Raw genomic sequence first — 25,957 nt, forward strand, 5'->3', positions numbered from 1 at the left:
GGGCGAGCGCGTGGAGAAGGCGGGTGTGGCCGTGGCCGGTGCCCGGAGCGATGTGTCGCGGGCCGAGGCAGTGAGCCGTATTCATGCCGTGCGACGGGCCCGCCGCGCACGCCTGGTACTGGTCCAGTTGGTTCTTCTCGCGGCGACCGCGGCCGTGTTCGGTGCCGCGCTGAGCTTCGGCGACATGTCCGTGCCGCTCGGCGACGTGATCGGCGCACTGACCGGCGCCGGCGATCCCAGCACGCATTTCATCGTCGTGGAGCTACGGCTGCCGCGTGTGCTGCTCGGCCTGCTCGTCGGGGTCGCCTTCGGCCTCGGCGGGGCGATCTTCCAGGCGTTGCTGCGCAATCCGCTGGCCAGCCCTGACGTGATCGGCATCAGCCAGGGCGCGAGCGCCGCCGCCGTCCTTGCCTCGCTCGGCTTCGCGGTGAGCGGCATCGCCCTGTCCGCCGCCGCGCTCGGCGGCGCGCTCCTGAGTGCCGCCGTCATCTACGCCTTCGCCTGGCGCCGCAATGTGTCCGGTCAGCGATTCGTGCTTGTCGGCATCGGCATCGGCGCGGGGCTCTCCAGCGTCACTTCGTACCTGCTCACCAACTCCGAGGTGACCGAGGCGCAGAACGCGCTCGTGTGGCTCACCGGCAGCCTCAACGGCAGCACCCTGGAGCAGGTCTGGCCGCTGCTCGGCGCGCTCGTGGTCCTGCTGCCCCTGACCGCTGTCGCCGCGCGTGACCTCGGCCCGCTGCAACTCGGCGAAGAGACAGCGGCCGGGCTCGGTACCCGCGTGGGCCGCAGCCGACTCGCGCTGCTCGGCTGTGCGGTCGCACTGACAGGGGTCGCCACGGCGGCGGCGGGACCGGTCGCGTTCGTCGCGTTCGTGTCGGCGCCGGTGGCCCGGCGTCTTGTGCCGGGCTCGAGTGCCGCGCTTGTGCCCGCCGCGCTGACCGGCGCGCTGCTGGTGACGGCTGCCGACTTCGCCGCCCAACACCTGCTGTGGTCGAGCCAGTTCCCGGTCGGCGTGGTCACGAGTCTGATCGGGGCCCCCTACCTGCTGTGGTTGCTGGCCCGCGCCAATCGCACGGGAAGGGCCGGATGACGGTGGCAGACGAACAGAAGGACGAGAACATGGGCGCCGGCGGACACACCCTGGGCACACGGGACATCCACCTCGGCTACGACGGCCGCGAAGTGGTCCACGGCCTGAGCCTGGACATCCCGCCCGGCAGCATCACCATGATCGTCGGCCCCAATGCCTGCGGGAAGTCGACGCTGCTGCGCGCCATGGCCCGGCTGCTCACCCCGACGTCCGGCAGTGCGCTCCTTGACGGACGCAGCATTCACACGATGCCGACCCGCGAGGTCGCCGCGCGCCTCGGCATCCTGCCCCAGACGCCTGTGGCACCCGACGGCATCACCGTGAGCGACCTCGTGGGCCGCGGCAGGTATCCGCACCAGGGCTGGTTCAGGCACTGGACCGCCGAGGACGATGCGGCCGTCGCCGACGCGCTGCTCGCCACGGATGTCCTGGACCTGGCAGGGCGTCCGGTGGACGAGCTGTCGGGCGGCCAGCGCCAGCGCGTGTGGATCGCCATGGCGCTGGCCCAGCGCACGGACATCCTCCTGCTCGACGAACCGACCACCTATCTGGACGTGAGCCACCAGCTGGACGTGCTCGACCTCCTGGTCGACCTCAATCAGGAGCACGGCACCACGATCGTGGTGGTCCTGCACGACCTGAACCTGGCCTGCCGCTATGCCGACCACCTTGTCGCGATGCGGGACGGCCACGTCATCGCCGAGGGGACGCCGCGGGATGTCGTCACCGAGGAACTGGTCAACGAGGCTTTCGGGATGCGCTCTTCGCTGGTCGCCGACCCGGTCTCGGGCACGCCGCTCATCGTCCCCATCGGCCGTCACCGAGTGGGCTGACCGTACGCGACCTGTGACTGGTAGACCGGAATATTGCATTCCATTCACCGATCAACTTAGGGTACCCTAACTTCATGTCCCTACGTGTCAAGTCGCTGTTCACGCGGGCCTCGCGTGGCCCCCTCTCCGTTCGTTCCTCCCGTCGGAACTCCGCCGCCGCGCTCGTGGCGGCGCTCGCCCTCACCGGTGGTCTGACCGCGTGCTCGTCCTCCAAGGACGACGGGGGCGATGCAGCCGCCTCGACGGCGGGCTTCCCGGTGAAGGTCGCCACGAAGTTCGGCGAGATCTCCGTGAAGAAGAAGCCGCAGCGCGTAGTGGCGCTCGGTTGGGGAGACGCGGAGACCGCGCTCGCCCTCGGCGTCCAGCCCGTGGGCGCAAGCGACTGGCTCGCCTTCGGCGGTGACGGTGTCGGGCCGTGGGCGAAGGGCCTGTACAAGAAGAGCCCGACCAAGATCGGCACGCTGGAGCCTGAGTACGAGAAGATCGCCTCCCTCAAGCCCGATCTGATCCTGGACACCAAGTCCAGCGGCGACCAGAAGCGTTACGACACCCTGAGCAATCTCGCACCCACCATCGGCGTGCCCAAGGGCGGCGAGCAGTACCTGACCAACTGGGAGACGCAGACCAAGATGGTCGCGGACTCGCTCGGACTCCACGACAAGGGCAAAGAGCTGATTGCCAAGACGGAGAAGAAGTTCAAGGCCGCCACCGCGCAGCACCCCGAGTTCAAGGGCAGGACCGCCACCTCCGGCGCGCGCACCAGCGTCGGTTACGGCGCCTATGTGACGGGTGGCGGACGTGTCAACTTCCTGGAGCGGCTCGGCTTCAAGAACAACCCCAAGGTCGACGCCAAGGCGGGCAAGTCCTTCTCCGTCACGGTCTCCCGCGAGAGCCTCGACATGCTCGACTCCGACCTGGTGGTCATGTCGCCGATCGGCATCCCCAAGTCGAAGATCGAGAACGACCCGCTCTACAAGGAGATCCCTGCCGTCAAGGCCGGGCATGACGTCGTCTTCGACCCGAACTCGACGCTCAGCTCCGCCTTCGCCACCGACTCGGTCCTCTCCGTCTCCTACGCCCTGGACAAGGTCGTCCCCGAGTTCGCAAAGGCGCTGCGCTGATCACGCCGTACAACCTGGGCTGACATCTGATCGCGTCGAAGTAGGCAGGAATCCCCATGAGCTTGCCTACTTTTGACGTATGGAGAATGTGTCGCGTGATCCCGTCGTGCCGAACGGCACGAACCCGCTGAGCCGGCTCTCGCTGGAACAACTGCGATGTCGTACGAGCATGAAGTGGCGAACCTATCCGCACGACGTACTGCCGCTGTGGGTGGCCGAGATGGATGTCCCGCTCGCGGAGCCTGTCGCCGAGGCGATAACCGATGCCGTGGCGCTCGGTGACACCGGCTACCCCGCCGGGACGGCCTACGCCGAGGCGCTGGCCGAGTTTGCCCACAAGCGGTGGGGCTGGGACGGCCTTGCTGTCGAGCGCACGGCGATCGTGCCCGACGTGATGCTCGGCGTCGTCGAGATGCTCAAGCTGGTCTCCGCGCCGGGTGACTCCGTCATCGTCAACTGTCCTGTGTACCCGCCCTTCTATCAGTTCGTCGGGAACCTGGACCGGACCGTCGTCGAGTCACCCCTGGGTGCGGATCTGCGGATCGACTTCGCCGCGCTGGAGGACGCGTTCAGGCGTGCGGTACGGGGTTCGGCGCAGGGCGTGAACCGGCCGGTGTATCTGCTGTGCAGCCCGCACAACCCGACCGGGACCGTGCACACCGCCGCCGAGTTGACGCGGGTCGCGCACCTGGCGCGCGAGCATGGCGTACGCGTGGTGGTGGACGAGATACACGCCCCGATCGTGGCGACGGGCGCATCCTTCGTGCCCTTCCTGAGTGTGCCGGGAGCGGAGAACGGGCTGTCGCTGATGTCGGCGTCGAAAGCCTGGAACCTGGCCGGGCTCAAGGCCGCCCTCGCCATCGCGGGCCCCGAAGCCGCCGACGACCTCGCCCGCATGCCCGAAGAGGTCAGCCACGGCCCCAGTCATCTCGGCATCATCGCCCACACGGCGGCTCTGCGGGACGGAGGTGACTGGCTCGACGCACTGCTCCGCGGCCTCGACGACAACCGTCGGCTGCTGGCCGCTCTCCTGTGCGAACACCTGCCCGGCATCGGCTACACGCCCGCGCAGGGCACGTTCCTTTCCTGGCTGGACTGCCGGGAACTCGGCCTGGGAGACGACCCGGCCGAAGCTTTCCTGCAGCGCGGCCGCGTCGCTCTGAGCTCCGGGAAAGCCTTCGGAACCGGCGGCGAGGGCTTCGTCCGTCTCAACCTGGCCGCCTCGTCCGATGTGCTCACCGAGGCGGTCCTGCGCATGGCTTCGGCCGTCACCGAAAGGCCAACAAGCGGCAGCCGTTGGCGCTGACCAAGCCAAAATCTTCACCCAATGCATCCGCCCGCGGACGCCAGCACGTAACCTTCGCTAACCGCACATGAGTTACTGCTGTTGCAGGTTGGGCAGTCAGCATTCAGGGGTGCAAACAGATGCGCCCTCACCAGAAGTGCTCAGTCGTGAGCACGCCCCGCCATCCGCACGACTGCGTGCGCCCACGAAAAGGTCACCGCGATGTCAGACATCAAGACCGAAACTGCCGGAGTGCAGGCCCAGTACGCCGCTCAAGTAGCCGCGGACCTGGAAACCAACCGTAAGGAACAAGAACGCGTCGGGGTCGATGTGGCAGCGCTGCAGGAGCAGTTGCAGGCCCTGGAGAGCGACCACGCGGTGTTGCTGAGCATGCAGCAGGCACTGGGCTCCCCCGCCGCTCCGGCAGCCGCCGCCAAGAAGGCGTCACCTCGCAACAAGGCGGTACCCGCCCCACGGGCGAGTGCGAACAATTCAAGTGCCGCCCGAACAAAGAAGCCCACGGCCACCAAGACCAAGCCCACGGCCAAGGGCAAGGACAAGACCCAGGACAAGGCTGAGAACAAGGCGCAGGAAAAGGTGCAGGCCACGGCTCAGGACAAGCCGGCCAAGAGTGCGCCCAAGGCCGCCGCGAAGAAGGCGACCGCGCCGGCAGCCGGGCCGTCGCTGGTCGAACTGATCCACAGCCACCTCGGCCAGCAGAGCGAACCGCGCTCCGCCGCCGAGATCACCACCGCGCTCACCCAGGCCCGCCCCGAGCGCACCATCAAGACCACCGTCGTACGCACCACGGTGGAAGGCCTGGTCGCCAAGGGCCGCGCCCACCGCACCAAGCAGGGCTCCTCCGTCTTCTACACCACAACCGCCCCGGCCGAGTCGGCCGCCGCACCGCAGCCGGAGCCCGCCACCAGCTGAACCCCACCGCATCGGCGAGCACCTCGAACAGGTGCTCGCCGATGCTGCGCCGGTGCGGAGACGGTTCGTATGTCGGCGCAGTCGCAGAGGCGGCCGATATTCTGCGCGGCATGATCAACACACATGCGGGCCTTGGTGATGCCGGTGTCGCGATAGCGGCGGCACGTGCCGGCGCGGACGTGGTGCGCGACATGTACGGTCAGCGGCTGGCCCGCATCGACAAGGGCGCCGGGGACTTCGCGACCGACGCCGACGTGAAGGCCGAGAAGGCGATCGTCGGCGTCATTCGTGCCGCTCGGCCCGATGATGCCGTGCTCGGCGAGGAGGGCGGGCAGCAGGGGGGCGCGGAGGCCGCACGCCAGTGGCTGGTTGATCCCCTGTGCGGCACGCTGAACTACGCCGTCGGCAACATGTTGGTGGCCGTCAACGTAGCGCTGCGCGGCGGTGCGGCGGCGGTGGCCGACCCCTTCAGCGGCGAGGTCTTCTTCACCGACGGTGAGACCGCCTGGGTGCGGAGCGCAGGCGCCGATGCCCGGCTGGCACCCACATCGGCCACCCAACTCGTGGATGTCAATCTGGATCCGCCGTTCCCCGGCGCACCAGGCTTCCGGGCCGTGGACCTGCTGGCCCAGCAACGGTTCGTGGAACGGTTCCGGCCGCGTGTCGTGTCCACGACCCTGGCGTTGGCCTGGGTCGCCGCCGGCAAGCGCGCGGCCTACGTCACGGATGGCGGCGACCTATCAGGGAGCGTGCATTTCGCTGCGGGCATCGCTCTGTGCCGGGCCGCCGGCTGCGTGGTCACCGGGATCGACGGCGAACCGATCGGGCGTACGGGCCGCGGACTTGTAGTGGCCGCGGACGGTGAGACCCACCAGTCGCTGATGTCGTTGATCCGCAACTGACTTGTCGGTCGCCGACACTCAAGTCCGCCCCGGCCGTGATGGCTCACAAAGGGGTGGCGGCCGGGCTAGGGTCCTCGCGTGAACAGCAGGCATCCACACGAGTCCGACGGCCGCCGAGCGATCGTGGTGGTGGCCTCCTCCGCCGGAGGCGTCGAGGGCCTGCGAACGCTGTTGGGTGGCCTGGACGCCGGGCTCCCGGCATCCGTGCTGGTGGCCCAGCATCTGCGCCGCTCCCGCGAGACACGCATCGTCCCCATCCTGTCGCCCTGCACCGGTCTTCACGTCAAACTGGCCGAAGGCGGCGAGCGCCCGAGCGCGGGAAGTGTGTATATCGCACCGCCCGACCACCATCTGTGTGTGGAGACGGACGGCATGTTGTCCCTGTCCAAGGAAGATCCGGTCAACTACGCACGCCCGGCCGCCGACCCGCTCTTCGAGTCGGCCTCGCAGGTCTACGGGCCGCTGATCATCGCTTGTGTGCTCACCGGATCCGACGGCGACGGCGCCCGGGGAGTCGAAGTGGTCAAGAGTCGCGGCGGCATCGTCATTGTGGAAGACCCCGCGACAGCGGCATTCCAGGGGATGCCCAAATCCGCCATCGAGACCGGCCAGGTCGATTTCGTACGCCCCGCCGAGGGCATCGCACCCCTCATCCGTCAGCTCCTGCACCCGGACCCGGCCCGCAGCTCCTGAGCTCTCCGTCGAGTACCGGTGGGTGACTGCCCGTCAGGGGCGTACTGGCCCTGCACGACAGCCGCGAGCGGGCCCTGGAGCGGTCTGTACGACGAGTGCCTGGCCGCGGTGCGCGGCTAGCCCCTGGTCACGGCACAACCTGACCCGTCAGCGAGACCGGGGAGGGGCGTTGAGACGGGCTGCCTGGCGCGTCAGGTGGTCGCGCTCGGCGAGGTTGGGTGCCTTGGGTGCCGCCTCGGCGTACAGCCGTGCCGCCGTCGCGAGGTCGCCGTCCCGCTCGTGGAGATACGCCGCTACAGCGGTGTAGCGGGGCAGTGAGTCGTCAAGGGCGGCGAGTGCCGTGAGCCCGGCGCGCGGTCCGTCGGCCTCGCCCACGGCCACCGCGCGGTTGAGCCGGACGATCGGGCTTTCGGTGAGGCGCGTGAGTTCGTCGTACCACTCGACGATCTGCACCCAGTCGGTCTCCTCGGCGGTGGGCGCGTCGGCGTGGAGCGCCGCGATGGCGGCCTGGGCCTGGAACTCGCCGAGGCGGTCGCGGGCGAGAGCCGACTGGAGGATCCCGACGCCCTCGGCGATCGCCTGGGTGTCCCACCGGCCGCGGTCCTGCTCGGCGAGCGGCACCAGGCTGCCGTCGGGGGCGGTCCGGGCGGCGCGCCGGGCGTGGTGGAGCAGCATGAGGGCGAGCAGCCCCGCCACCTCGGGGTGGTCGGTCGCGGCCGCGAGCTGCCGGGTGAGCCGGATGGCCTCGGCGGCGAGGTCGACGTCGCCGGAGTAACCCTCGTTGAAGACCAGGTAGAGGACGCGCAGCACGGTGGCGACATCGCCGGGCTTGTCGAAGCGCACGCCGGAGACGGTGCGCTTGGCCCGGCTGATGCGCTGCGCCATCGTCGCCTCGGGGACCAGGTATGCCTGGGCGATCTGGCGGGTGGTGAGACCACCGACGGCGCGCAGCGTGAGCGCGACCGCGGACGACGGCGTCAGCGAAGGGTGGGTGCACAGGAAGTAGAGCTGGAGCGTGTCGTCCGCCGAGGGCGCGGGCCCGGGCGCCGGCTCCTCGTCGACACGGTCCTCGCGTCGGCGACGGGCGGTGTCCGCGCGGGTCGCGTCGAGGAACTTGCGCCAGGCCACGGTGACCAGCCAGCCCTTCGGGTCCCGCGGCTGGTCGGCCGGCCAGACGCGGACCGCCTCGATCAGCGCGTCCTGTACGGCGTCCTCGGCCGCCGCGAAGTCAGCTCCGCGGCGGACGAGGATCCCGAGCACTCCCGGAGTGAGGCTTCGGAGCAGGGCGTCGTTCATGGATGAGGTCACACTCCGTGATGGTGGGCGTCGCCGCCAGGAACGGGCGCAGTTCGAGCCACTCGTGGATGGGCTTGCCGCCAGCCCCAGGTGCGGCCGAGAGTTCCCCGGCCAGCTCGACGGCGCGCTCGTAAGTGTCGACGTCGATCACCATCCAGCCGGCGATGAGGTCCTTGGTCTCGGCGAACGGGCCGTCGGTGACTGGCGGGCGCCCCTCGCCGTCGTATTGGACGAACGTCCCTTCGGGGGCGAGTCCCTGACTGTCGATGAACTCTCCGGTCTCCACGAGCCGGTCCGCGAAGTCGCTCATGTACTGCACGTGGGCCGAGATCTCCTCCGGCGTCCACTGGTCCATGGGGACGTCGTTCACCGGAGCGGGGGCGCCGCGGTAGTGCTTGAGCAGCAGGTACTTGGCCATCGTGTCTCTCCTCCGTGCTGGTGCGACCCATTGTGGTCGCATTCATCGCAGGGACGGAGCCGGTCACAGGTTCTCGATCGCCGTCCGCCTCGCGATGAGTTCCTGCCGTGCTTCGGGTCTCCCCTGTCAGATGTCGGACACTGGGATCGAGCAAAGGAACAGCCGTGAACGATGATGTCTGGTCGCTGGTGCACGCGGAGCGCGCGGCGCTGATCGAGGACCTCACGCGTCTGGACGACCAGCAGTGGGATCAGGCGTCGCTGTGTGGCGCGTGGACGGTGCACGACGTGGTGGCCCATCTGGTCGACACCGCTCGCACGACACGTCTCGGTTTCGTGAGTGCCATGGTCCGCGCACGTTTCGACTTCGACCGTCAGAACGCGCGCGGGGTGGAGCGCGAACGCGGTGCCTCACCGCAGGAGACCTTGGAGCGACTGCGTCAGGTGGCGTCGCGCAGGTCGGGTCCTCCGGCGCCCCTCGACACCCGGCTCGTCGAGGAGGTTGTCCACGGTGAGGACATCCGGCGGCCCCTGGGGATCACCCACGCCTACCGGCCGGAGGCTGTTGTCAGATCGCTGCGGCTACAGGTTCGTACCGCGGCGTCCTTCGGCGGGGCCAAGGAGCGGGTGGCCGGTCTCCGGCTTGCCGCGACGGACGTCGACCTGTCGATCGGGGAAGGTCCGGAGGTGCGCGGGACCGCGCTCTCCCTGCTTCTGGCCGTGTCCGGGCGACGGGAAGCACTGGATGAGCTCGACGGGCCGGGAGTGGCCGCGTTGAGGACGGCCGCCTGACTCACAAGACCGGCGGGCCTTGCTCGACGCGGCGCAGCACCGGTGTGAGCCGGTCAAGGCCTTCGCTCGTCTGGATCTGCCGCTCGTCCCACCACGTGGCTCCCGCCTCGGCCGCCGGGCCGATCAGGTCACGGGTCCTGGCGGCGTCGTCGCCCGGTGTGGCACCGCCGAGGACGATGTCGAAGGGGGCGTCTGACCGGTCTTCGCGTTGCTTGTGCACGTATGCCACCAGGTCGCGGACCTGATCGATGGGTGGCAGGTGGCCGTGCTTGGCGTCGGCGAACAGGGGGACCGCGCCGTCCCAGCGGGCCGCCCGGCGCATCGGCGGGCGGTTCGGCCAGAATCCCGCGACCCAGATCGGCGGCCGGGGGCGCTGCACCGTGGCCGGCAGCAACGTGACGTCCCGTGCCTGGTAATGCCGTCCCTCGTGGTTCACCGGCTCGCCCGACCAGTAGCGCTGGAGCAGGTCCAGGCCCTCGTCAAGGCGCTCGGCAAGGACCTTCGGGTCCGAGGTGTCACCGAAGCTCGCGTACTCGTCCTCGACGGGCCCGCCGAGGCCCGCGCCGAAGGTGACCCGGCCGCCGCTGAGGACGTCCAGGGTCGCCACCTGGCGGGCGAGTTGTTGCGGGCGCCGCCGGGCGACCGGGGTGACCAGCGTGCCGAGCCTGATCCGGGAGGTCGCGAGGGCGGCGGCGGTCAGCAGCATCCAGGGATCCCCGAAGGGCCTGCCCGCGTGCTTGCGATGCAGCACGTGGTCCCAGACGAACAGCCCGTCCCACCCGGCCTGTTCCGCCGCCACGGCCACCTTCGCCACGGTCCTGGGATCGGCGAAGTCGCCGAAGTTCGGAATGTTGACCGAGAAGCGCATCCCCGCATCCTGCTGCACGCGGCCGGGACCGGCAACCGGTTACCGGAGCAACGGCGGTACGGCCGGTACCTCGATCGCGTTCTCGATGTCGGCGACCGTCATCCTGAACTGCTCGGGATAGGCGTCGCGTCGAGTGCGGCGGGCGGGCTCGGTGGTGCGCCAGCTGTAGAGGCACTGACGGCACTGCAGGACGTCCCAGACGCCGGGCACGGGCGAGGTCGCGAGCCGGTCGATCGTCTCGAAGGCGCAGCGCGGGCAGATGGTCGGGGGGTCGGTCTCGGTCATGGCCGGGTTTCCTTCCGGAGGCGGGAGCAGGGGGTCAGTGGCGGGCCGCGATGAGCTGCTGGAGTTTCGTCGCCCACTCCTTCGTCTCGGGCAGGTCCTTCGCCGGGGTGGAGAAGTTGCCGCGTACGTCGGGAGCGACCGGGGTCGTCGCATCGATGATCATCTTGCTGGTGATGCCGGCCGGCTGGGCCGCGGGTGCGAGCTCCAGGACGGACAGGTTGGGGATGACGACGACGTCGTCCTTGGGGTTGACCTTGGCGGACATGGCCCACATGACCTGCGGCAGGTTGAAGGGGTCGACGTCCTCGTCGACGAGGATCACCTGGGCCACGTATCCCAGGCCGTGGGGCGTGGTCATCGCCCGCATGCCGACGGCCTTGGCGAAGCCGCCGTAGCGCTTGGCCGTCGAGATGATGACCATCAGGCCGTGCGTGTACATGGCGTTGACCGCCTGCACCTCGGGGTATTCGGCGCGCAGTTGCTTGAGCAGGGGGACGCAGGTGTTGGGGCCCACCAGGTAGTCGACCTCGGTCCACGGCATGCCCAGGTAGAGCGACTCGAAGACCGGGTTCGTACGGTAGGAGACACGGTCGACGCGGATGACGGGCATGCGGCGGCCGCCGGAGTAGTGGCCGGTGAACTCGCCGAAGGGGCCCTCGATCTGGCGCTTGCGGGACTCGATGACACCCTCGATGACGACCTCGCTCCCCCACGGCACGTCGAAGCCGGTCAGCGGCGCGGTGGCGATGGGCGCGGGCGCACCGCGCAGGGCGCCGGCCATCTCGTACTCGCTCTGGTCGTACGCCATCGGCATCCCGGCCACGATCGTCATCACGGGGTCGTTGCCGAGCGTGATGGCGACGGGCAGGTCCTCGCCCGACTCCTCGGCCTTGCGCAGGTGTTGGGCGATGTCGTGCATGGGGACGGGCTGGAAGGCGAGGCGGTCGGTGCCGATGACCTCGATGCGGTACGTGCCGACGTTCTGCTTGCCGAAGTTCTCCGGGTCCTCGGGGTCGCGGGAGACGACGGCGGCCTTGTCGAGGTAGAAGCCGCCGTCGCCGTCGTTGAGGCGGAAGAGGGGCAGGACGGAGAAGAGGTCGACGTCCTCTCCCTCCTGGGTGTTCTCGCGCCAAGGGGCGTCCTCGCGGCGTTCGGGAGCGACGGGGAAGGCGTCCCAGCGGGCGGCGAAGGCCTCCACCTGCTCCTTGACCGGGGTGTTCCTGGGCAGGCCGAGGGCCAGGGCGTGGTTGGCCCAGGAGCCGTGCACGTTCATGGCGATACGGGCGTCGGTGAAGCCCTTGACGTTGTCGAAGTACAGGGCGGGCGCGTTCTCGCCGATGCGGCCCGTGGCGTTGGCGGCCGCGGCCAGGTCCGGCTCGGGCAGCACCTCTTCGGTGAGGTGCAGGAGCTGGCCCTCCTTCTTGAGGGTGTCGAGAAAACTGCGCAGATCGTCGTGGGCCATGAGTAACTCCTTGGAGGGTGCGGGGACTTCAGGGGGGCCGCGAGGTTCAGGAGGCGGTCCGCAACTGGGCGGCGCGGGCGGCGCGCATGCCTTCCCAGCGCTTGGCGGCGGGCGCGGGCAGGTCGAACTGGTCGAGGACGCGGGCGGTGATGTGATCGACGATGTCGTCGACGGTCGCCGGGTGGTTGTAGAAGGCGGGCATCGGCGGCACCATCTGCACGCCCTGCCGGGCCAGAGCGAGCATGTTCTCCAGGTGGATCTCGCTCAGCGGCGTCTCACGCGGCACGAGGACGAGCCTGCGACGCTCCTTGAGTACGACGTCGGCGGCGCGGGCCACCAGACCCTCCGCGTATCCGGCGCGGATCCCGGCAAGCGTCTTCATCGAGCAGGGCACGATCACCATGCCGTCGGTGCGGAACGAACCGGAGGAGATGGTGGCGCCCTGGTCGTCGGGATGGTGGGTGACATCGGCGAGCGCGCTCACCTCGGCGACCGAGAGGCCCGTCTCGAGCTCGATGGTGGTGCGGGCCCAGCGGGACAGGACGAGATGGGTCTCGACGTCCGGCAGCTGGGCCAAATTCTCCAGGAGCCGCACGCCGATGGCTGCTCCGGTCGCCCCGGTCATTCCCACGATCAGCCGCACTCGCCCACTCCTAGCACCCAGATAACACCAACATGACCTGCGCTTTTACTCCTGCGCACCCGTTGTTTCCACGCTAGGAGGCAGATGCGGCGGGCTGGCGGTACGCTCGGGACTCGCGATGGGGAAAAACGGACACCCTGATGTCAGGGACCTGGATTACACGGCGGCGGTGGGTGCGCCCACCGGCGTGGAGGTGGTCGACCTCGGGGGCCTCTATGAGCGCTCGCGGCGGCACGGCAACGACCCGTACGCGTCGTTGCGCCCCGCCTTCCATCAGCTGATCGCGGTCCGCTCGCGGCCGCTGCGGATGGCGGTGGACTTCGTCGAGCACGATCTGCCGCCCGGGTCCTGGCTGTGGATCCGGGCGGGCCAGGTGCAGCGGTTCGGCCGGGATCTGGCCGCAGCGGACGGAGTGATCGTCCTGTTCCAGCCCGGATTCCTGCCGCCCGCGACCGTGGCGGCCGCGCATATGGATCCCCCCTACGAGCAGCAGCCCCTTGTGCCCGAGGGCGAGCAGGCGCAGGCGCTGCAGCGGGCCCTGGACCATCTCACGTACGAGTACGACGCGATGGCCTCGCTCCCGCTGGACTCACATGTCGAAGTGGTGAGGCACCTGGTGTCCGTCCTTGTGCTGCGCCTGGCGGCGGTGCGGGGCGCGGCACCCTTGCAGGGCCCGGTGAGCGAGGTGTTCCGGCGTTTTCACGACGCGGTGGAGCGCGACCACGCGGTGACACGGCGAGTGGAGGACTACGCGGCCGCCCTTGGCTACAGCCCGCGCACCCTTTCCCGGTCGACGCTGGCCGTCACCGGCGCCAGTGCGAAGAAGTTCGTCGACGAGCGGGTGCTTCTGGAGGCCAAACGCCTCCTGCAGCACAGCAGCCTCCCGGCGAAGGAGGTCGCCGGGAGGCTGGGGTTCGCGGACGCGAGTGACTTCAACAAGTTCTTCCGTCTGCGGACGGGCACGACTCCGGCCGCGTTCCGCGCGCGGGCGCTGGGGCAGGTGCCTTTCGGCTCCGCCTGAACAGCGACCGGCTCCTCCCCCATGACTTCGTCCGCGTCAGCTCGGCGGTGACTCCAAAGCCGCTGCCCGCGAGCGGAACCGGACCGGAAGAGCCGCGAGCAGCACGCCGATGACCATGCCGGTGTCGCCTGCCGCAGGGGCGTTCTGCCGCCGGTCGAGTGCCCCGACACCGGTGAGGATGCCGATCACCCGTCCGCTGTGGGCGGCGATGAGCGCCGAGCCCGACGAGCCCGCCGGTGGCGCAGGACCGATCATGGTGATCATCCCGGCGGTCTGGCTCTCCTGAGCGGTGAGGTCGGTCGCCGCCCGTACGGTCGCCACGCTGCTGCCGACCAGCCACCCCACCATCGTGATCCGCTCGCCCGGCTCAGGCGGGCCCCACTGTGGTCTCGCCGTCCATGGCCAGTCGACGCCCGAACCGAACACGGCGATGTCGTGGTCGCCATGGCGATGGAGCGGGCGCAGCACGACGGCGGCACCGTCGGGCAGCACGACTTGGTAGTGGCCCCCCTCGTACAGCACGTGGGCAGGAGCCACCCACACCCCTGCGGCGATCTGCAGGGCATTCGCAGCCGGGCGGTATGTGCTCCCCTCCTCGTCCGCGCCGACATGGAGAGGCCGTACGGCCCGCGCGACGGCCCTGGACCGCGCGGGTGCAAGCACCTCGCTGCGGATCACGTTGATGCCGGACAGTACGGCCACCACCGCGGCGGCCGGCGATACCCAGGTGTCCAGCCGCAGCAGGGGCGCCAGTCCCGCGATGACGCCGGCGGCGACCAATGTGAGGGGGCCCCCGCCCGCCTTGAAGTCGCTCGCCCTCTGCCTCGCCGTGCTCAGTCGCATGAGCCCCTCCGGAGCAGGTGCAAGGGCACTGGCTTGCCTCGGGCTCTCAGAGCCCGGTCGTGTCGGAGACGAAACGCTCCACCTCCTGGACGCGCCGGTCCATCTGCGCGGTGATCTGCTCGGCCACGTGTGTGACCACGTCGGTCACCTCGGCGGGGTCGAGCCGCGCGTTCTGCAGCGTCGTACGTATGAGCTGGCGGGCGCCCGCTTCGGTTGCTTTCGGGAGACCCAGCGCGACGGCGACGATGGCTCCCGCGATACCCAGTTTCGCGAAGAATCTCGAGCCCCGCGTCACGAACTTCACCCCGTAGATGCTGAGCGCTCCCATGTTCTGGAACCCCTTGAGCACGGTCTGGGCGGCGCGCAGCGTGCGCCACATGGGACGGATACGCGCGCTGATGGCGGTGCCGATGATGCCGGGCAGGACGATGTCCAGGGTGAATTGGTCGTCCCGGATGTCGTACGAGCGGCAGATGTCCAATGCCATGGGGGTGAGTTCGGCGTTGAGCCGTGCGCGCAGGCCGGCGAGCACCTGATCCATCCCGGTGAACCTACGGATGAGTGCGTCGATGTCCTGCTCGTCCTGTTCGTCGCCGCCCACGTCGTCGGCTCTCTCCAACAGGCGGGCCAAAAGAGTGGCCCTGGCCTGTTCGAACGCGTCGAGCAGACCGTCTCGGATCTTCTCCTCGAACTCCGGCCGGTCCTTGAGGGCCAGAATGTCGTGCCGGAACCGTGCCACGTTGACGCGATGCCGTCCGACGCTTGCGAGCCCCCGCGTCACGGACAGGGAAGGTTCCGCGTCGTTCTCGACAGCAGCTTCCGGGAATGCTTCGAGACACAGTTGGCGTGCCACCGGCATGCGTGAACCGCCGCCCGTGATCACGAGCAGCTCGGGCTGCACCTCGCCGAGCAAGTCGTGCACCTCCGCCAGAACGCCCGCGAAGCGCTCGGCCCAGCCGCCGCGGCCGCGCACCACACGCCGCGGGATGTCCACCCCCCTGAGCCAGCCCAAGGAGAGGCTCATGAACGGGGCGAACCGGGTGTCACAGCCGGCCTGGAGCTCTTGGAGGCGCACATCGGTACCCGTGAACTGCGCTTCCTTCGCCCGACGGCACAGGAGCCGCAGCATTTCGTCCGAGCCGTCCTCGTCAAGTGCCTGGGTGAACTTCTCGTTTCTCGCGAACGCCTCCCGCACCATGTCGGCGAGATCCTGGTCGATCGCCGCGCAGCCCAGGTCGGCGCCCACCTGAAGGTTCCGTGGGATCAAATCGTCGACGAACGTGAAGTCGGTCGTGGAGGAGCCGATGTCGACGACCAGGACCCGGTTGAGCCCGCGTGTTTCACGCCGTCCGGCCCTTCGGTCCCTGACGTGAACGAGCGCGGACTGAGACTCCGCCACGAGCCGTACGGGCAGATCGATGGACGAGAAATGCCTGAGGTACGCCGCCACCGATTCGGCGTCCCAGCCCGTGGGGTGGCCGACGTACACCACGCAGTCCCGCCTGACTTCGGGGTGCCGGGAGAAGTATTCGGCCAGGAGGATCTGGGCGAACTGCACGGCTCGCGGGATCTCCAGGCCCGTCGGGTCGGGGCGGGTCTTGAAGTTGACGCTGAAGTGCACGCTGTTCTGCGCCAGCACGGCCGCTTCGCCGATGACATCGCGGTATCCGCCCTGACTCCGGCGTTCGCGTCCCAGGGCCGTGACGATGGCGGTTCCGTCCGTCCCCCTGCTGTAGACACGTGCGTCGCTCCGGCCGCGGGTCGGCAGCCAACACAGGGAGCTCTCTCCGTCCCCGAGGTCCAGGCCGACCGCGTACTGAACGCCGGGGGCCACGTCACCCGCCACGAGCCACCCCCTCGTCACCGGCCGGTCCCCCGGCCACTGTCAGTACCTCGGTCAGCAACCTGATCGCGGTGGGCGAGGGCGGCGGAGGGAAGTCGAAGCCCGTACGCCTCGACGACACAGCCGCGATAAGACGCCGTACCCCAGGGTTGTTCCTGGCGAGCTCCGCATCCCCGCCGCCGAGTTCGGACTTGGTGAACTCGGCCTCGTCGAATCGCGCCCAGACGCCGGGGTCGCCCTGGAGGGCGGAGAAGAAGTCCGGGTGCTTGATCTGGAACGCGAGCAGAGTTCCAGCGTGCAACAGCCGTTCGCGCTCCGGAGGTTCGTCGTGTTGATGGAGTGTCAGGGCCGTATGGTTCAGACCGTTGACGAAGCGACGCACGCGTCGCGGATTGGCCGAGAAGGCGACCTCAATGAGCTCCCAGAGCTCACGCGAGCCCGTCAGCGATGGGTCGGTGACTTTGTCGTAGAGGTGTTGGTGCAGGGCCTCGAACGGAATCCCTGGCAGATGGAACGGGAAGTGAATCAGCTTTTCCAGGTACTGCCGCCCGCGCGCCCCGTCCGTACGTTCGCTGTCGAACCGTCTGGCTGCCGCCTCCGCAACGACCTGATAGTCCATGGCGAGGACGAAGACGCAGGGCCCCTCTCCCAGAAAGAGCTTCAGCGAGTCGAGCACAGTGATTGCCGCGTCCTCGGTGCAGCGGTCCAAGTCGTCGATGAACAGGACGAGCCGACCGCCGTCCGTGTACGTGCTCACGACGTCCTTGAAGTCATGTTCAAAGCGGTTGACGTGCAAGTACGTGTCCACGCCCGGTGCGGTGAGAGCCGTCTGAACGGCGTCCACGTCCTCGGAGGCCAGGAGTCCCGCCGTCAGGGGGCCCGCTACCCGGCGGGCCAGTAACCAGGCCGCCGCCTCGCTCAGCCGCTTGACGGTGTCCAGGGCCTTCACGAGCCGCTCCTGCAGAGTCTCCTCGCCCGACTCCCTTCGCCTGTCGAGGTCGTGGGCGATCTCGGAGAGCACGGTCTGGATGAGGGCGTGCCAGATCTCGTCCTTCTGGTCGTACTTCCAGGGGTTGAACCAGACGGTCCGGGTGCCACGAGCCCTCAACAGACCTTCGCAGACCTTCATGAAACTCGACTTGCCCATCCCCCAGGGCCCAAAGACCCCGATGGTCAGCGGCAGGTCATCGGCGGACGCGATCGCGTCGCAGAGCACCTTGGCGTGGGTACTGAACCCGAAACGGTCTCCGTCCGGACCTGAAATCGGGTTGTCGGGCAGCAGCATGGTCCCCCTCCGAGCCGCCATACGGCCTCGGGCCTGTGCGACCGAGTGCCATCGGCAGGTCACTCATAGTCCTCCGGCGGGCCATGCGGCGAGAGGGATTTGCCGGAAAACAGCACAACAGCCCCCCGGCGAAGGAGATCGCCGGGAGGCCGGGGTTCGCGGACGGTCAGATACCCGTCATCGCACCGTCACAGGAGCTCGGCGATGCGGTCCACCTGGTTCGGGTCGAGGCCGTAGCAGTAGAGCATCACCTCGTCGGCGCCGAGGTCGGTGAAACCGGCGATCGCCTCGCGGATCTCGGCCCGTGTGGTGCACAGCCCGGCGACCATACGGTCGGCCATGCCGCTGAAGGCGTAATAGGCGTGCATGTTCGTCTGGGCGTCATGGACCACATCTTCGGGGCCGAGCGCGACGTTGATCTGCGCGACGATGCGCGGTTCGCCGTCGCGGTCGTACTCCTTCCAGAACTTGCGGGCCGTGTCGAACAGTCCGCCTGCCCAGGAAGGCGGCGCGGCGGCGAGGAAGCCGTCGCCCCAGCGTGCGACGCGTTCGATCGCGGCGGGCTTGAAGCCGCCGAAGAGCACCTCGGGGCCGCCGGGGCGGGCGGGCGCGGGGCCGATCGGGCCGACGCCGTCCCCGTACGGCTCGCCGGACCACAGGCGGCGCATGACCGCCATCTGCTCGTCCAGGCGCCGCCCTCGGGTGCGCATGTCGATACCCGTGACCTGGTGGTCGTCGTCCCGGCCGCCGACACCCAGGCCGAGGACCAGGCGGCCACCGGACATCTGGTCCAAGGTGGCGGCTTGTTTGGCGAGGAGGGCGGTGTCGCGCAGCGGGGCGAGCAGGACCTCGGTCTGGACGCGGATCCGCGAGGTGGCACCCGCGAGAAGGGCGAGCGCCACCAGGGGTTCGGGATTGTCGTAGACGAGGCGGTCGAGCAGGCCGAGCGTGCTGAAGGGACCCGCATCAGCGCGCTGGGCCCAGGTGAGCAGGGTGGCAGGGTCGCCGATGGGCAGACCGATACCGACGTTCATGACGGAGACCTCCGAAGAAGGGTCGACAAAGTAGGCTGCCGCCCCTTCGGCACCTCAGTGAGGTGGGACGCTCTCGCTCTGCGGCGTGCTTCCGGGGAACGTCTCGTCGAAGTGCTTCCACTCTAGAGTTGTCCGGTTCGGTGGGACAAGCAGATTCGTGCCGTCCCCGGATCAGCGGTGGATGTCAGCGCCGGGGCCGAGCGGCAGATCCAGGCCGTAGAAGAGGCCGAGTACCGCGAGCCAGGCGATCAGGAACGGGACCACGAACACCGAGAGGCGTGACAGGACCGTGCCGAGCTGCGCCCCGGGTTCGTAGCGGCGCAGGATCGTCAGCATCAGGAAGACGTACGGATTGAGCGGCGTGATCATCTGGGTCGCGGAGTCACCGATCCGGAACGCCGCCTGGGTGACGGCGGGTTCCATGCCGAGGAGCAGGAACGCCGGGACGAAGACCGGCGCGACCAGGGACCACAGGGCCGAGCCCGAGGTGACGAACAGGTTCAGGACGCAGACCAGGAGGACGAACAGGACCAGGCCCGTGAAGCCGGTGAGGCCCGCGGACTCCAGGAGGTTCGCGCCGTTCACCGCGAGCAGCGTGCCGACGTTGGACCAGTCGAACACGCCGATGACCTGGGAGATCACCAGGATCAGCACGATGTAGCCGGACATTCCGGTGATCGATTCGGCCATCATGCGGGGAGCGTCCTCGGCACGCTTGAGCGTGCCGACGGTACGGCCGTAGACGACGCCGGCGAGGACGAACGCGACGAACAGCAGCGGCACGATGCCGTCGAGGACCGGCGACGGGACCAGCGCACCGCCCTCGCCGCGCAACGGGGAGCCCGGCAGCAGCCAACAGGTGACCACGACGGCTGCGTAGAGCAGGACGGCGAGACCTGAGCGCAGCAGGCCCGTGCGCTGCCTGGCGGTGACGATGACGGAGGGGCGCGTGGTCCCCGCCGCGTCCGTGCCTGCCTCACCCTCGGCCCGGCTCTCCTCCTCAGCCTCAGCCTCAGCTTCGGCGTCCGGGTCCGGCTGGGGCAGCCGGGGCTCCAGGACGCGCGAGATCAGGAACCCGCCGATCAGGGCGAGCACGCAGCTGGCCGCCGCCGTGTAGAAGTAGTTGATGAGGATGTGCGTGGGGGCGCTCTCGCCGCTGGGCACGACCGCGGCGGCCTGATGCGTGATGCCGGTGTAGAGCGCGTCGAGCGCGCCGATCGAGAAGCCCGCGGCGTAGCCCGCGCAGGTGCAGGCGAAGCCGCCGATGAGACCGGCGATCGGGTTGCGGCCCGCGTTCTTGAAGGCGAGTGCGGCCAGCGGCGGGATGACCAGGATCGCCACATCGCTCATCAGGTGCGCCTGACAGGCCACGAAGGCGACCAGGTAGGGAAGCAGCCGCCTGGGGGCCCGCGCGATGGAGGCGCGTACGGCCGTCTCGAGGAGGCCCGTCTTCTCGGCCACGCCGACCGCGGCCATCATCAGCAGGACGGTGCCGAGCGAGGGGAAGCCGGTGAAGTTCGGGATGAAGTTCTCGAGCAGCCAGCGCACGCCCTCGCCGCTGAACAGGCCCTTGACCGCGAGTGTCTCGTCCTCGCCCGGCACCGTGACGGTGGCGTCGGTGGCGGCGAGGGCCGTCGAGACCGTGCCGATGATCAGGAAAAGGCCGAGGAAGAGCAGCACCGGGTGGGGCAGTTTGTTGCCCGCGCGCTCGATGCCGTTCATGACCTTGTCGAGCACGGACCGCTTGGGCGGCCCGCCCGGCGGCGTCTTCGCGGAGGTGACCGAGGTGCTCATCCGGTGGCTCCTTCTGATGGCGCGCCGCTCACCGCGGGGCGGGCCTGTGCCAGGCCGAGCGTGTCCTTGCGTACGGCGCCGCGCTGGGCGACGAGCACGACGCGCGCCGGGTCGGAAAGGAGCGAGATGTCCGCGAGCGGATCCCCGTCGCACATCACCAGGTCGCCGTGCTTGCCGGTCTCCAGAGTGCCGATCTCCGCGGAGAGGCCCAGGAGTTCGGCGGCGCTGCGGGTGCCCGTCTCGATGGCCCGGGCCGGGGTCATGCCGAGTGACACGAGGTGGGAGAGCTCGCGCAGGTTGCGGCCGTGCGGCACCATCGCCGCGTCGGTGCCCATCGCGATCCGCACGCCGTCGGAGATGGCCGCCGCGATGTTCTCCCGGGTGATGCCGGACCAGCGGATCTTCTTCTCGTAGTGGAAGGGCTGCATGGTCGAGCGGTCGATGCCGTCGAACACCGTCGACAGGGTCGGCACCACGAACGTGCCGTTCTCGCCGGCCAGTTCACGCGCCTGCGCGGTGAGGCCGTAGCCGTGCTCGACGCTGCTCACGCCGCCGCGGATCGCGTTGACGATGCCCGCGGTGCCCTGTGCGTGGGCCGCCACGGGGCGGCCGCCGTGCCGGGCCACCTCGTCGACGACCGTACGGATCTCCTCGACGGTCAGACCCTCGTCGTCGGGCTGGTCGTAGGGACTGCTCATCCCGCCGGTCGCGCAGAGTTTGATCACGTCGGCGCCGGAGCGGAGCAGGCGGCGCACCGCAACGCGTACCTCGTCCGGGGTGTCGGCGATCTCGCCCACGCCGGCGCTGGGGTCGAAGCCGCACTCCGAGCGGAAGTCAGCGTGGCCTCCGGTGTGGCTGAGGATGCGGACCGCCGTGTGCAGCCGGGGCCCTGTGGTCAGGCCCGCCGCGACCGCGTCCCGGTAGCCGGCCTGGAGACCGCCCAGGTCACGGGCGGTGGTGATGCCCGCCTCCAGGGTGATGCGCAGCCGCTCGGCGGTGCGGAACGTCTCCAGGGTCTGGTCGCTCTCGTGCCGGCGGACCATCTGCCGGGGAGATTCGATGGCGAGGTGGACATGGGTGTCGATGAATCCCGGCAGGACCGTGCGGCCTGCCGCGTCCACGGTCCTGGCCCTGGCGGGGGCCTCCGGAGCCGTGGCTGCCGGTCCGGCGTGGACGATCGTGCCGTCCTCGTCGATGTCGATGACGGCGTCCGTCACGGGGTCCGCGCCGGTGCCGTCGACAAGACGGGCCCGGATGATGCGCAGGGAGGAGAACTGTTCGTGGCTCATGGCCGACGATCCTCGGTATCAGGGATCACAGCTGTGTAAAATCGCCGGAATCCTTCACTACATCGGCTTCCACGCAGGATTTGGCACCTCTCATGGACACACGGCAGCAGCCACATCCCCTGGACGAGCTGGATCTGGCCATCGTGCACGCCCTGCAGATCCAGCCCCGGGTGCCTTGGGTACGGGTGGGCGAGGTCCTGGAGGTCGACGCGGTGACGGTCGCCCGCCGCTGGGACCGCATGGTGCGCGCGGGCATCGCCTGGGTCGACGGCTATCTGTCCCCCGGCCACGACGAGGGTGTCTACGCCCAGGTCGAGATCGACATGGGCGGGCGGCTGAGCGAGGACACCATCGGGCAGCTCGCCCGCGACCCCTATGTACTGAGCCTCAAGCAGACCTCGGGCGAGCGTGATCTGCTCGCGATCGTCGCTGCCGTCGACCTCGACGGCCTCGCCCGGCTCTCCGGCGAGCGGGTGTCGCAGCTGCCGGGGGTACGCGCCGTGCGCAGCCATGTCATCACCGCGGCGCCCTTCGAAGGGGCCTCGTGGCGGCTGCGCAGTCTCACCCGGCAGCAGCGGACCGCGCTCGCCGTGGAGCGGCCCGCGCTGCCCGCCGAACCGCTGCGGCCCCTCGACCGCCGGATCGCCCTCGCGCTCGGCGCCGACGGCCGGATGCCCCTGACGGACCTGGCCGAAACCGTCGGCGCATCCGCCGCGACCGTCAGGCGCCGGCTGCGCGTCCTGACCGACACCGGGCGGCTCTCGCTGCGCTGCGCTCTTGCCCGGCCGCTGACCGGCTTCCCGGTCTCCGTCGTCTACTTCGGCTCGGTGCCCGCCCAGCATCTCGATGAGACGGTGAGCGCACTGCGCACCCTGCCCGGTCTGCGCATGTGCAGCATCACGGCGGGCGCGCACAATCTGATGCTCGACATCTGGCTGCCGGACCTGTCCGAGGTCCACACCACCGAAGCACTGCTCAACAGCCGCCTCGCCCACCTGGATCTGCGGATCACGGAGCGCGCCGTGGTGCTGCGCACGGTCAAGCACGCGGGACGGGTCCTTGACCGCCGCGGGCACAGCGTCGGGTCGGCGCCGCTCAACTACTGGGATGCTTGACGGTGTTCATCGATCCGGGGCCGCAGTCTGAAGCCCAGAGTGCAGGGCGAACAGACGGGTGAGCGGGTGGAAGCGGTAGCGGCCCGGGGCCCAGGACTCCAGGAACTGCACGTCGACCAGCTGCTCCAGGATCGCCTCGGTCGCCGCCGACGCCCCGCCGGTCGTCACCGCTGCCTGAGCCACCGTCAACTCCCCCTGCCCCGACGCAAGGAGAGGCAGCGCGAGAGCCGCTGCCCGGCCGCTGGGGCCGCGGGCCAGCAGCTCCCGGTGGCCCGCCTCCAGGGCCGCGTACATGTCCAGATCCGCGAAGGACAGTTCCGCAAGGCGGCGCGCGGGGTCGGCGAGCCGGTCGGCGAGTTCCCGCACCGGCCACCGGGGGCGTGCCGCCAGGCGGGCGCCCGCGATGCGCAGCGCCAGGGGCAGGTGACCGCAGTGCCGCGCGATCGCCTCGGCGGCGCCGCGTTCGGCGGTCAGCCGCCCCGATCCCGCCCAGAGGCCGAGCACCGCCACGGACGCCGGGGGTGGCAGGGGCGTGAGGTGGAGGTGGACGGTGCCGTTCAGGGCGGCGAGGACACCGCGGCTGGTGACGAGGACGGTGCAGCCGTGCGCCGCGGGCAGCAGGGAACGTACCTGGGCCGCGTCCAGGGCGTTGTCGAGGACGATCAGCACCCGACGCTCGGTGAGCAGCGTGCGGTAACCCGCCGCCGCGTCCGCCTCGCTGCCTGGATACGGCCTCGGCGCACCCAGCGCCGAGAGGAACCGCCTGAGGACGACAGCGGGCGGGACGGGATGCTCGTCTCGGCGTGAGCCCCGCAGGTCCGCGTAGAGCTGACCGTCGGGGAACCGCTCGGCGAGCCGATGGGCCGCGTGCACGGCGAGCGCCGACTTTCCGACGCCGCCGGGGCCGTCGAGTGCGACCACGAGGGGGCCGCCGCCCCGTGGCGCGGGACGGAGCACGTCGAGCGCGTCCAGTTCCCCTGTCCGGCCGGGGAGTTCGGGGATGTCCGCGGGCAACTGGCGAGGGACGGGCGGCAGGCAACCGGCACCGTCCGTGCCGGGCGGGCCCGTGCGGCCGCCCGCTGCCGTGCGGGAGCGACGTGCTTCCTCCACCCGGTCGCGGGCCGTCGCAAGGAGTCGCAGCTCGTGGCCGGTGGCTCCGAGCAACTGGACGAGGGTGTCGAAACGCTCCGTCGGCGGAAGGGTCTTGCCCGCGAAGTAGTCGCCGATCACCCCGTGTGCCCAGCCCGTTCGCGCCGCCAGCTGACGGTAGGTGAGCTGGGCGCCCCCGTTCCTGCGCGCGGCGCGCCTGCGCAACTGCCGCAGCAGCGCGGCCAGTGCGTCGGCCGTGTCCACGGATCCGACCGGGCCGACGTCTGCTGCCGCCTGCCGCAGTTCCCCGTCCGGCGAGTGTCCCGCCGCCCCCGTACCCACTGGCATGGTTCGCGTCCTCCGCACCGGCCCGCGCCGGGCGACCCCGTGTGACCGTCGCCTGGCCGAGGCCATCCGGACCTGTCCGGCGGTGCCCGATTTCGAGGATCGCCCCCCGGGACGCGCTGCGAGCATCCCTCTACCGCTCGGATCCCGCGTACCGGCCATCGGGCATCGCACCGGCTGTCACTACGACATTCGTGGAATGCCGTCCACCGGTTTGGTGCGGTTTCCCGTCGGACGCCGGATGCCGGGCGTCGCAACATCGCACGACCGACATAGGACAACCAAGGAGGCACGACCTATATGAGTAGGGTCTGCAACAAAGCCCCCAGCCTGCCTGACGGCAGCGTGGCCGACCAGTCGCTGTACGAGCGCGTGGACGGTCCCATCGCCACCGGCTCGGCCCACTTCATGCGGGCGGGCAGTGAGCTTCACCTGATGCACTCCGACCTGGAGCTCAACGACGTGCGTCAGGCCGCCCTTCGGGTGCGCTGTGCTGCCGCCGCCGTCCGGGCCGCACTGGTGGAGTACCGCACCTCGCACCGCGTCGCCCAGGAACTGGGCTTCTACCCGGTCCACGACGAGCGGCTGCGTGTCGCGGGCGGCGGGAGCATCCCGGTGCGCGAGACGCTCGGCGCCGCCCGCGACGCGGACCTGGTCCAGCTGGACCAGGCAGCCGTCGAGGCCGTCGCCCGGCGCTACGAAGAGGGCGGGGACGAGGCGGCGTACGGCCACTTCGTGACCGAGCTGACCGGGTTCTCGTCGGAGCTCGACGGCTTCGCGGCCCAGGCCGCCGAAGCGGGGCCCGCCGACTGGCAGCGTGTGGCCTGGCAGTTGCTCACCGCGTTCGACCGCATCCGGATCTACGGCCAGACGCTGGCCGTCATCAACATCCTCGGTATGACCCCCGGCGCCGTCGCCGGCGCCGGACAGGAAAGGAGCAACAGGATATGAGCGCAGTATGCAACAAGCTCCTCGCCCTCAGCGAGGAGGATCTGCGCGACAAGAAGCAGCTCGCGCAGGCGGCGGGGACCGAACTGACCGCGGCCACCAGTGAACTGTGCCGGGCTCTCGAACTCGCCGAGCACGGCGACGGCCTTGCCGCTTCCGCTGTGTACGCGGCGGCGGCACGTGACCGGCTCGGCAACGCCGCCCGGATGCTGACCCAGGTGGCCGACATCCTCGCGACGGGCACCCTCACCGAGGAGACCGCCGCCTGGTACAGCAGGCTCGACTACGACCGGCTCTACCGCTCGGGCATCAGCCTCGGCGAGGTGCCGCACTCGGCCGAGCTGTGGCAGGCGTACACCCGTCAGGCCCTGACGGGCGGCCCGCTCGGCATCTGCCACGACATGCGTGAGCGCACTCTCGCGGTGGCGGCGCTGATCAGTCGCTGGCTGGAGCGGATCGACGACCCGGCGGCGGACACCGCGCTGCCGCGGATCCAGTCCGCGATGGCCGACCTGGCCGCGTACGCCCAGCTCGTGGCCTTCGCCAACAAGGTGGAGCCCCGGGACCCGGCGTGGGTGATTCCGCAGAGCGCCGCTGCCGCATAGCAGTTGGCAGGTACAGCTGTTGACAAGCACCACACAGAACAAGGGAGCGCCGGCCCGGGCCGGGGCTCCGTCTGTGTGGTGAATCTCCTCCGCGGTAGGGGCGCGCCGGGAGCCCGGCCATCG

Annotated in this window: 24 protein-coding genes and 1 pseudogene; 12 read left to right on the plus strand and 13 right to left on the minus strand. The window is 69.8% G+C overall.

The window, feature by feature from the left end; genetic code table 11:
- The first annotated feature begins 25 nt into the window (after positions 1–25).
- From ACFQ7F_RS16380 to ACFQ7F_RS16410, 7 genes are all read left to right on the plus strand, one after another.
- Entirely contained in the window at positions 26–1,093 is a 1,068-nt protein-coding gene (locus ACFQ7F_RS16380) for a FecCD family ABC transporter permease (protein ID WP_383270914.1), read from the plus strand.
- 29 nt (positions 1,094–1,122) lie between these two features.
- Complete coding sequence (locus ACFQ7F_RS16385) at positions 1,123–1,926, plus strand: ABC transporter ATP-binding protein (protein WP_383270915.1); 804 nt, start codon at positions 1,123–1,125, stop codon at positions 1,924–1,926.
- A gap of 74 nt (positions 1,927–2,000) precedes the next feature.
- Positions 2,001–3,047 carry an iron-siderophore ABC transporter substrate-binding protein gene (locus ACFQ7F_RS16390; RefSeq protein ID WP_383270873.1) on the plus strand — a complete coding sequence of 349 codons (1,047 nt, stop codon included), beginning with the start codon at positions 2,001–2,003 and terminating at the stop codon, positions 3,045–3,047.
- 79 nt (positions 3,048–3,126) lie between these two features.
- Complete coding sequence (locus tag ACFQ7F_RS16395) at positions 3,127–4,353, plus strand: MalY/PatB family protein (protein WP_383270874.1); 1,227 nt, start codon at positions 3,127–3,129, stop codon at positions 4,351–4,353.
- 201 nt (positions 4,354–4,554) lie between these two features.
- Positions 4,555–5,265, plus strand: a complete 711-nt coding sequence (locus ACFQ7F_RS16400) for a hypothetical protein (protein WP_383270875.1) — start codon at positions 4,555–4,557, stop codon at positions 5,263–5,265.
- Positions 5,266–5,375: 110 nt separating this feature from the next.
- Positions 5,376–6,167, plus strand: coding sequence for an inositol monophosphatase family protein (locus tag ACFQ7F_RS16405; protein ID WP_383270877.1), 792 nt, complete (start codon positions 5,376–5,378; stop codon positions 6,165–6,167).
- A gap of 78 nt (positions 6,168–6,245) precedes the next feature.
- Positions 6,246–6,860: a chemotaxis protein CheB gene (locus ACFQ7F_RS16410; RefSeq protein ID WP_383270879.1), complete on the plus strand. Its 615-nt coding sequence runs from the start codon at positions 6,246–6,248 to the stop codon at positions 6,858–6,860.
- Between the two features lie 147 nt (positions 6,861–7,007).
- Here ACFQ7F_RS16410 and ACFQ7F_RS16415 read toward each other — a convergent pair whose 3' ends face one another.
- Together ACFQ7F_RS16415 and ACFQ7F_RS16420 are read right to left on the minus strand one after the other, a co-directional pair.
- A complete protein-coding gene (locus tag ACFQ7F_RS16415) occupies positions 7,008–8,156 on the minus strand; it encodes an RNA polymerase sigma factor (RefSeq protein WP_383270881.1) in 1,149 nt (382 codons plus the stop codon).
- A gap of 10 nt (positions 8,157–8,166) precedes the next feature.
- A pseudogene (locus ACFQ7F_RS16420) lies at positions 8,167–8,574 on the minus strand (YciI family protein); the annotation flags it as partial.
- Positions 8,575–8,738: 164 nt separating this feature from the next.
- On the opposite strand from ACFQ7F_RS16420, the gene ACFQ7F_RS16425 reads away from it, so the two are divergent.
- Entirely contained in the window at positions 8,739–9,365 is a 627-nt protein-coding gene (locus ACFQ7F_RS16425; protein ID WP_383270882.1) for a maleylpyruvate isomerase family mycothiol-dependent enzyme, read from the plus strand.
- A gap of 1 nt (position 9,366) precedes the next feature.
- Here ACFQ7F_RS16425 and ACFQ7F_RS16430 read toward each other — a convergent pair whose 3' ends face one another.
- From ACFQ7F_RS16430 to ACFQ7F_RS16445, 4 genes are read right to left on the minus strand one after another with little or no spacing between them, the layout of a single operon-like run.
- Positions 9,367–10,233 (minus strand): LLM class flavin-dependent oxidoreductase, encoded by an 867-nt coding sequence (locus tag ACFQ7F_RS16430; protein ID WP_383270884.1) that lies wholly within the window; start codon positions 10,231–10,233, stop codon positions 9,367–9,369.
- Between the two features lie 39 nt (positions 10,234–10,272).
- The gene (locus ACFQ7F_RS16435) at positions 10,273–10,518 is read right to left on the minus strand and encodes a non-oxidative hydroxyarylic acid decarboxylases subunit D (protein ID WP_383270886.1); all 246 of its coding nucleotides are present in this window, start codon (positions 10,516–10,518) and stop codon (positions 10,273–10,275) included.
- A gap of 34 nt (positions 10,519–10,552) precedes the next feature.
- Complete coding sequence (locus tag ACFQ7F_RS16440; protein ID WP_383270888.1) at positions 10,553–11,980, minus strand: non-oxidative hydroxyarylic acid decarboxylases subunit C; 1,428 nt, start codon at positions 11,978–11,980, stop codon at positions 10,553–10,555.
- A 46-nt stretch (positions 11,981–12,026) separates the two neighbouring features.
- Positions 12,027–12,623: a non-oxidative hydroxyarylic acid decarboxylases subunit B gene (locus ACFQ7F_RS16445; RefSeq protein WP_383270890.1), complete on the minus strand. Its 597-nt coding sequence runs from the start codon at positions 12,621–12,623 to the stop codon at positions 12,027–12,029.
- Between the two features lie 118 nt (positions 12,624–12,741).
- On the opposite strand from ACFQ7F_RS16445, the gene ACFQ7F_RS16450 reads away from it, so the two are divergent.
- Entirely contained in the window at positions 12,742–13,644 is a 903-nt protein-coding gene (locus tag ACFQ7F_RS16450) for a helix-turn-helix domain-containing protein (protein ID WP_383270892.1), read from the plus strand.
- 36 nt (positions 13,645–13,680) lie between these two features.
- Here ACFQ7F_RS16450 and ACFQ7F_RS16455 read toward each other — a convergent pair whose 3' ends face one another.
- From ACFQ7F_RS16455 to ACFQ7F_RS16480, 6 genes are all read right to left on the minus strand, one after another.
- The gene (locus tag ACFQ7F_RS16455; RefSeq protein ID WP_383270894.1) at positions 13,681–14,487 is read right to left on the minus strand and encodes a trypsin-like peptidase domain-containing protein; all 807 of its coding nucleotides are present in this window, start codon (positions 14,485–14,487) and stop codon (positions 13,681–13,683) included.
- Between the two features lie 46 nt (positions 14,488–14,533).
- Positions 14,534–16,333 (minus strand): Hsp70 family protein, encoded by a 1,800-nt coding sequence (locus ACFQ7F_RS16460; RefSeq protein WP_383270896.1) that lies wholly within the window; start codon positions 16,331–16,333, stop codon positions 14,534–14,536.
- The gene (locus tag ACFQ7F_RS16465; RefSeq protein ID WP_383270898.1) at positions 16,323–17,615 is read right to left on the minus strand and encodes a P-loop NTPase fold protein; all 1,293 of its coding nucleotides are present in this window, start codon (positions 17,613–17,615) and stop codon (positions 16,323–16,325) included. Before ACFQ7F_RS16465 ends, ACFQ7F_RS16460 begins: the two co-directional genes overlap by 11 nt.
- A gap of 188 nt (positions 17,616–17,803) precedes the next feature.
- Positions 17,804–18,649, minus strand: coding sequence for an LLM class flavin-dependent oxidoreductase (locus tag ACFQ7F_RS16470; protein ID WP_383270900.1), 846 nt, complete (start codon positions 18,647–18,649; stop codon positions 17,804–17,806).
- 171 nt (positions 18,650–18,820) lie between these two features.
- The gene (locus ACFQ7F_RS16475) at positions 18,821–20,443 is read right to left on the minus strand and encodes an AbgT family transporter (RefSeq protein WP_383270902.1); all 1,623 of its coding nucleotides are present in this window, start codon (positions 20,441–20,443) and stop codon (positions 18,821–18,823) included.
- Positions 20,440–21,732, minus strand: a complete 1,293-nt coding sequence (locus tag ACFQ7F_RS16480) for an amidohydrolase family protein (RefSeq protein ID WP_383270903.1) — start codon at positions 21,730–21,732, stop codon at positions 20,440–20,442. The genes ACFQ7F_RS16475 and ACFQ7F_RS16480 overlap by 4 nt, the downstream gene beginning before the upstream one ends.
- Positions 21,733–21,824: 92 nt before the next feature.
- On the opposite strand from ACFQ7F_RS16480, the gene ACFQ7F_RS16485 reads away from it, so the two are divergent.
- On the plus strand, positions 21,825–22,847 hold the full coding sequence (locus ACFQ7F_RS16485) for an Lrp/AsnC family transcriptional regulator (protein ID WP_383270904.1): 1,023 nt from the start codon (positions 21,825–21,827) through the stop codon (positions 22,845–22,847).
- Between the two features lie 6 nt (positions 22,848–22,853).
- Here the strand turns inward: ACFQ7F_RS16485 and ACFQ7F_RS16490 are convergent, their stop codons facing one another.
- Positions 22,854–24,284, minus strand: coding sequence for a helix-turn-helix domain-containing protein (locus ACFQ7F_RS16490; protein WP_383270906.1), 1,431 nt, complete (start codon positions 24,282–24,284; stop codon positions 22,854–22,856).
- A gap of 297 nt (positions 24,285–24,581) precedes the next feature.
- Here ACFQ7F_RS16490 and ACFQ7F_RS16495 point away from each other — a divergent pair, with 297 nt between their 5' ends.
- Both ACFQ7F_RS16495 and ACFQ7F_RS16500 read left to right on the plus strand, forming a co-directional pair.
- Entirely contained in the window at positions 24,582–25,232 is a 651-nt protein-coding gene (locus ACFQ7F_RS16495) for a hypothetical protein (protein WP_383270907.1), read from the plus strand.
- Positions 25,229–25,834: a hypothetical protein gene (locus ACFQ7F_RS16500; protein ID WP_383270909.1), complete on the plus strand. Its 606-nt coding sequence runs from the start codon at positions 25,229–25,231 to the stop codon at positions 25,832–25,834. Before ACFQ7F_RS16495 ends, ACFQ7F_RS16500 begins: the two co-directional genes overlap by 4 nt.
- Positions 25,835–25,957 lie beyond the last annotated feature (123 nt).

Source organism: Streptomyces sp. NPDC056486, from assembly GCF_042795295.1.
Taxonomy (GTDB): Bacteria; Actinomycetota; Actinomycetes; order Streptomycetales; family Streptomycetaceae; genus Streptomyces.

Coding starts and splice junctions, on each gene's coding strand:
- ACFQ7F_RS16490 (WP_383270906.1), bottom strand. CDS start 24,284: ATGCCAGTGGGTACGGGGGCGGCGGGACACTCGCCGGACGGGGAACTG.
- ACFQ7F_RS16450 (WP_383270892.1), top strand. CDS start 12,742: ATGGGGAAAAACGGACACCCTGATGTCAGGGACCTGGATTACACGGCG.
- ACFQ7F_RS16435 (WP_383270886.1), bottom strand. CDS start 10,518: ATGACCGAGACCGACCCCCCGACCATCTGCCCGCGCTGCGCCTTCGAG.
- ACFQ7F_RS16385 (WP_383270915.1), top strand. CDS start 1,123: ATGGGCGCCGGCGGACACACCCTGGGCACACGGGACATCCACCTCGGC.
- ACFQ7F_RS16455 (WP_383270894.1), bottom strand. CDS start 14,487: ATGCGACTGAGCACGGCGAGGCAGAGGGCGAGCGACTTCAAGGCGGGC.
- ACFQ7F_RS16400 (WP_383270875.1), top strand. CDS start 4,555: ATGTCAGACATCAAGACCGAAACTGCCGGAGTGCAGGCCCAGTACGCC.
- ACFQ7F_RS16390 (WP_383270873.1), top strand. CDS start 2,001: ATGTCCCTACGTGTCAAGTCGCTGTTCACGCGGGCCTCGCGTGGCCCC.
- ACFQ7F_RS16405 (WP_383270877.1), top strand. CDS start 5,376: ATGATCAACACACATGCGGGCCTTGGTGATGCCGGTGTCGCGATAGCG.
- ACFQ7F_RS16500 (WP_383270909.1), top strand. CDS start 25,229: ATGAGCGCAGTATGCAACAAGCTCCTCGCCCTCAGCGAGGAGGATCTG.
- ACFQ7F_RS16415 (WP_383270881.1), bottom strand. CDS start 8,156: ATGAACGACGCCCTGCTCCGAAGCCTCACTCCGGGAGTGCTCGGGATC.
- ACFQ7F_RS16395 (WP_383270874.1), top strand. CDS start 3,127: ATGGAGAATGTGTCGCGTGATCCCGTCGTGCCGAACGGCACGAACCCG.
- ACFQ7F_RS16430 (WP_383270884.1), bottom strand. CDS start 10,233: ATGCGCTTCTCGGTCAACATTCCGAACTTCGGCGACTTCGCCGATCCC.
- ACFQ7F_RS16495 (WP_383270907.1), top strand. CDS start 24,582: ATGAGTAGGGTCTGCAACAAAGCCCCCAGCCTGCCTGACGGCAGCGTG.
- ACFQ7F_RS16485 (WP_383270904.1), top strand. CDS start 21,825: ATGGACACACGGCAGCAGCCACATCCCCTGGACGAGCTGGATCTGGCC.
- ACFQ7F_RS16470 (WP_383270900.1), bottom strand. CDS start 18,649: ATGAACGTCGGTATCGGTCTGCCCATCGGCGACCCTGCCACCCTGCTC.
- ACFQ7F_RS16480 (WP_383270903.1), bottom strand. CDS start 21,732: ATGAGCCACGAACAGTTCTCCTCCCTGCGCATCATCCGGGCCCGTCTT.
- ACFQ7F_RS16475 (WP_383270902.1), bottom strand. CDS start 20,443: ATGAGCACCTCGGTCACCTCCGCGAAGACGCCGCCGGGCGGGCCGCCC.
- ACFQ7F_RS16440 (WP_383270888.1), bottom strand. CDS start 11,980: ATGGCCCACGACGATCTGCGCAGTTTTCTCGACACCCTCAAGAAGGAG.
- ACFQ7F_RS16465 (WP_383270898.1), bottom strand. CDS start 17,615: ATGCTGCTGCCCGACAACCCGATTTCAGGTCCGGACGGAGACCGTTTC.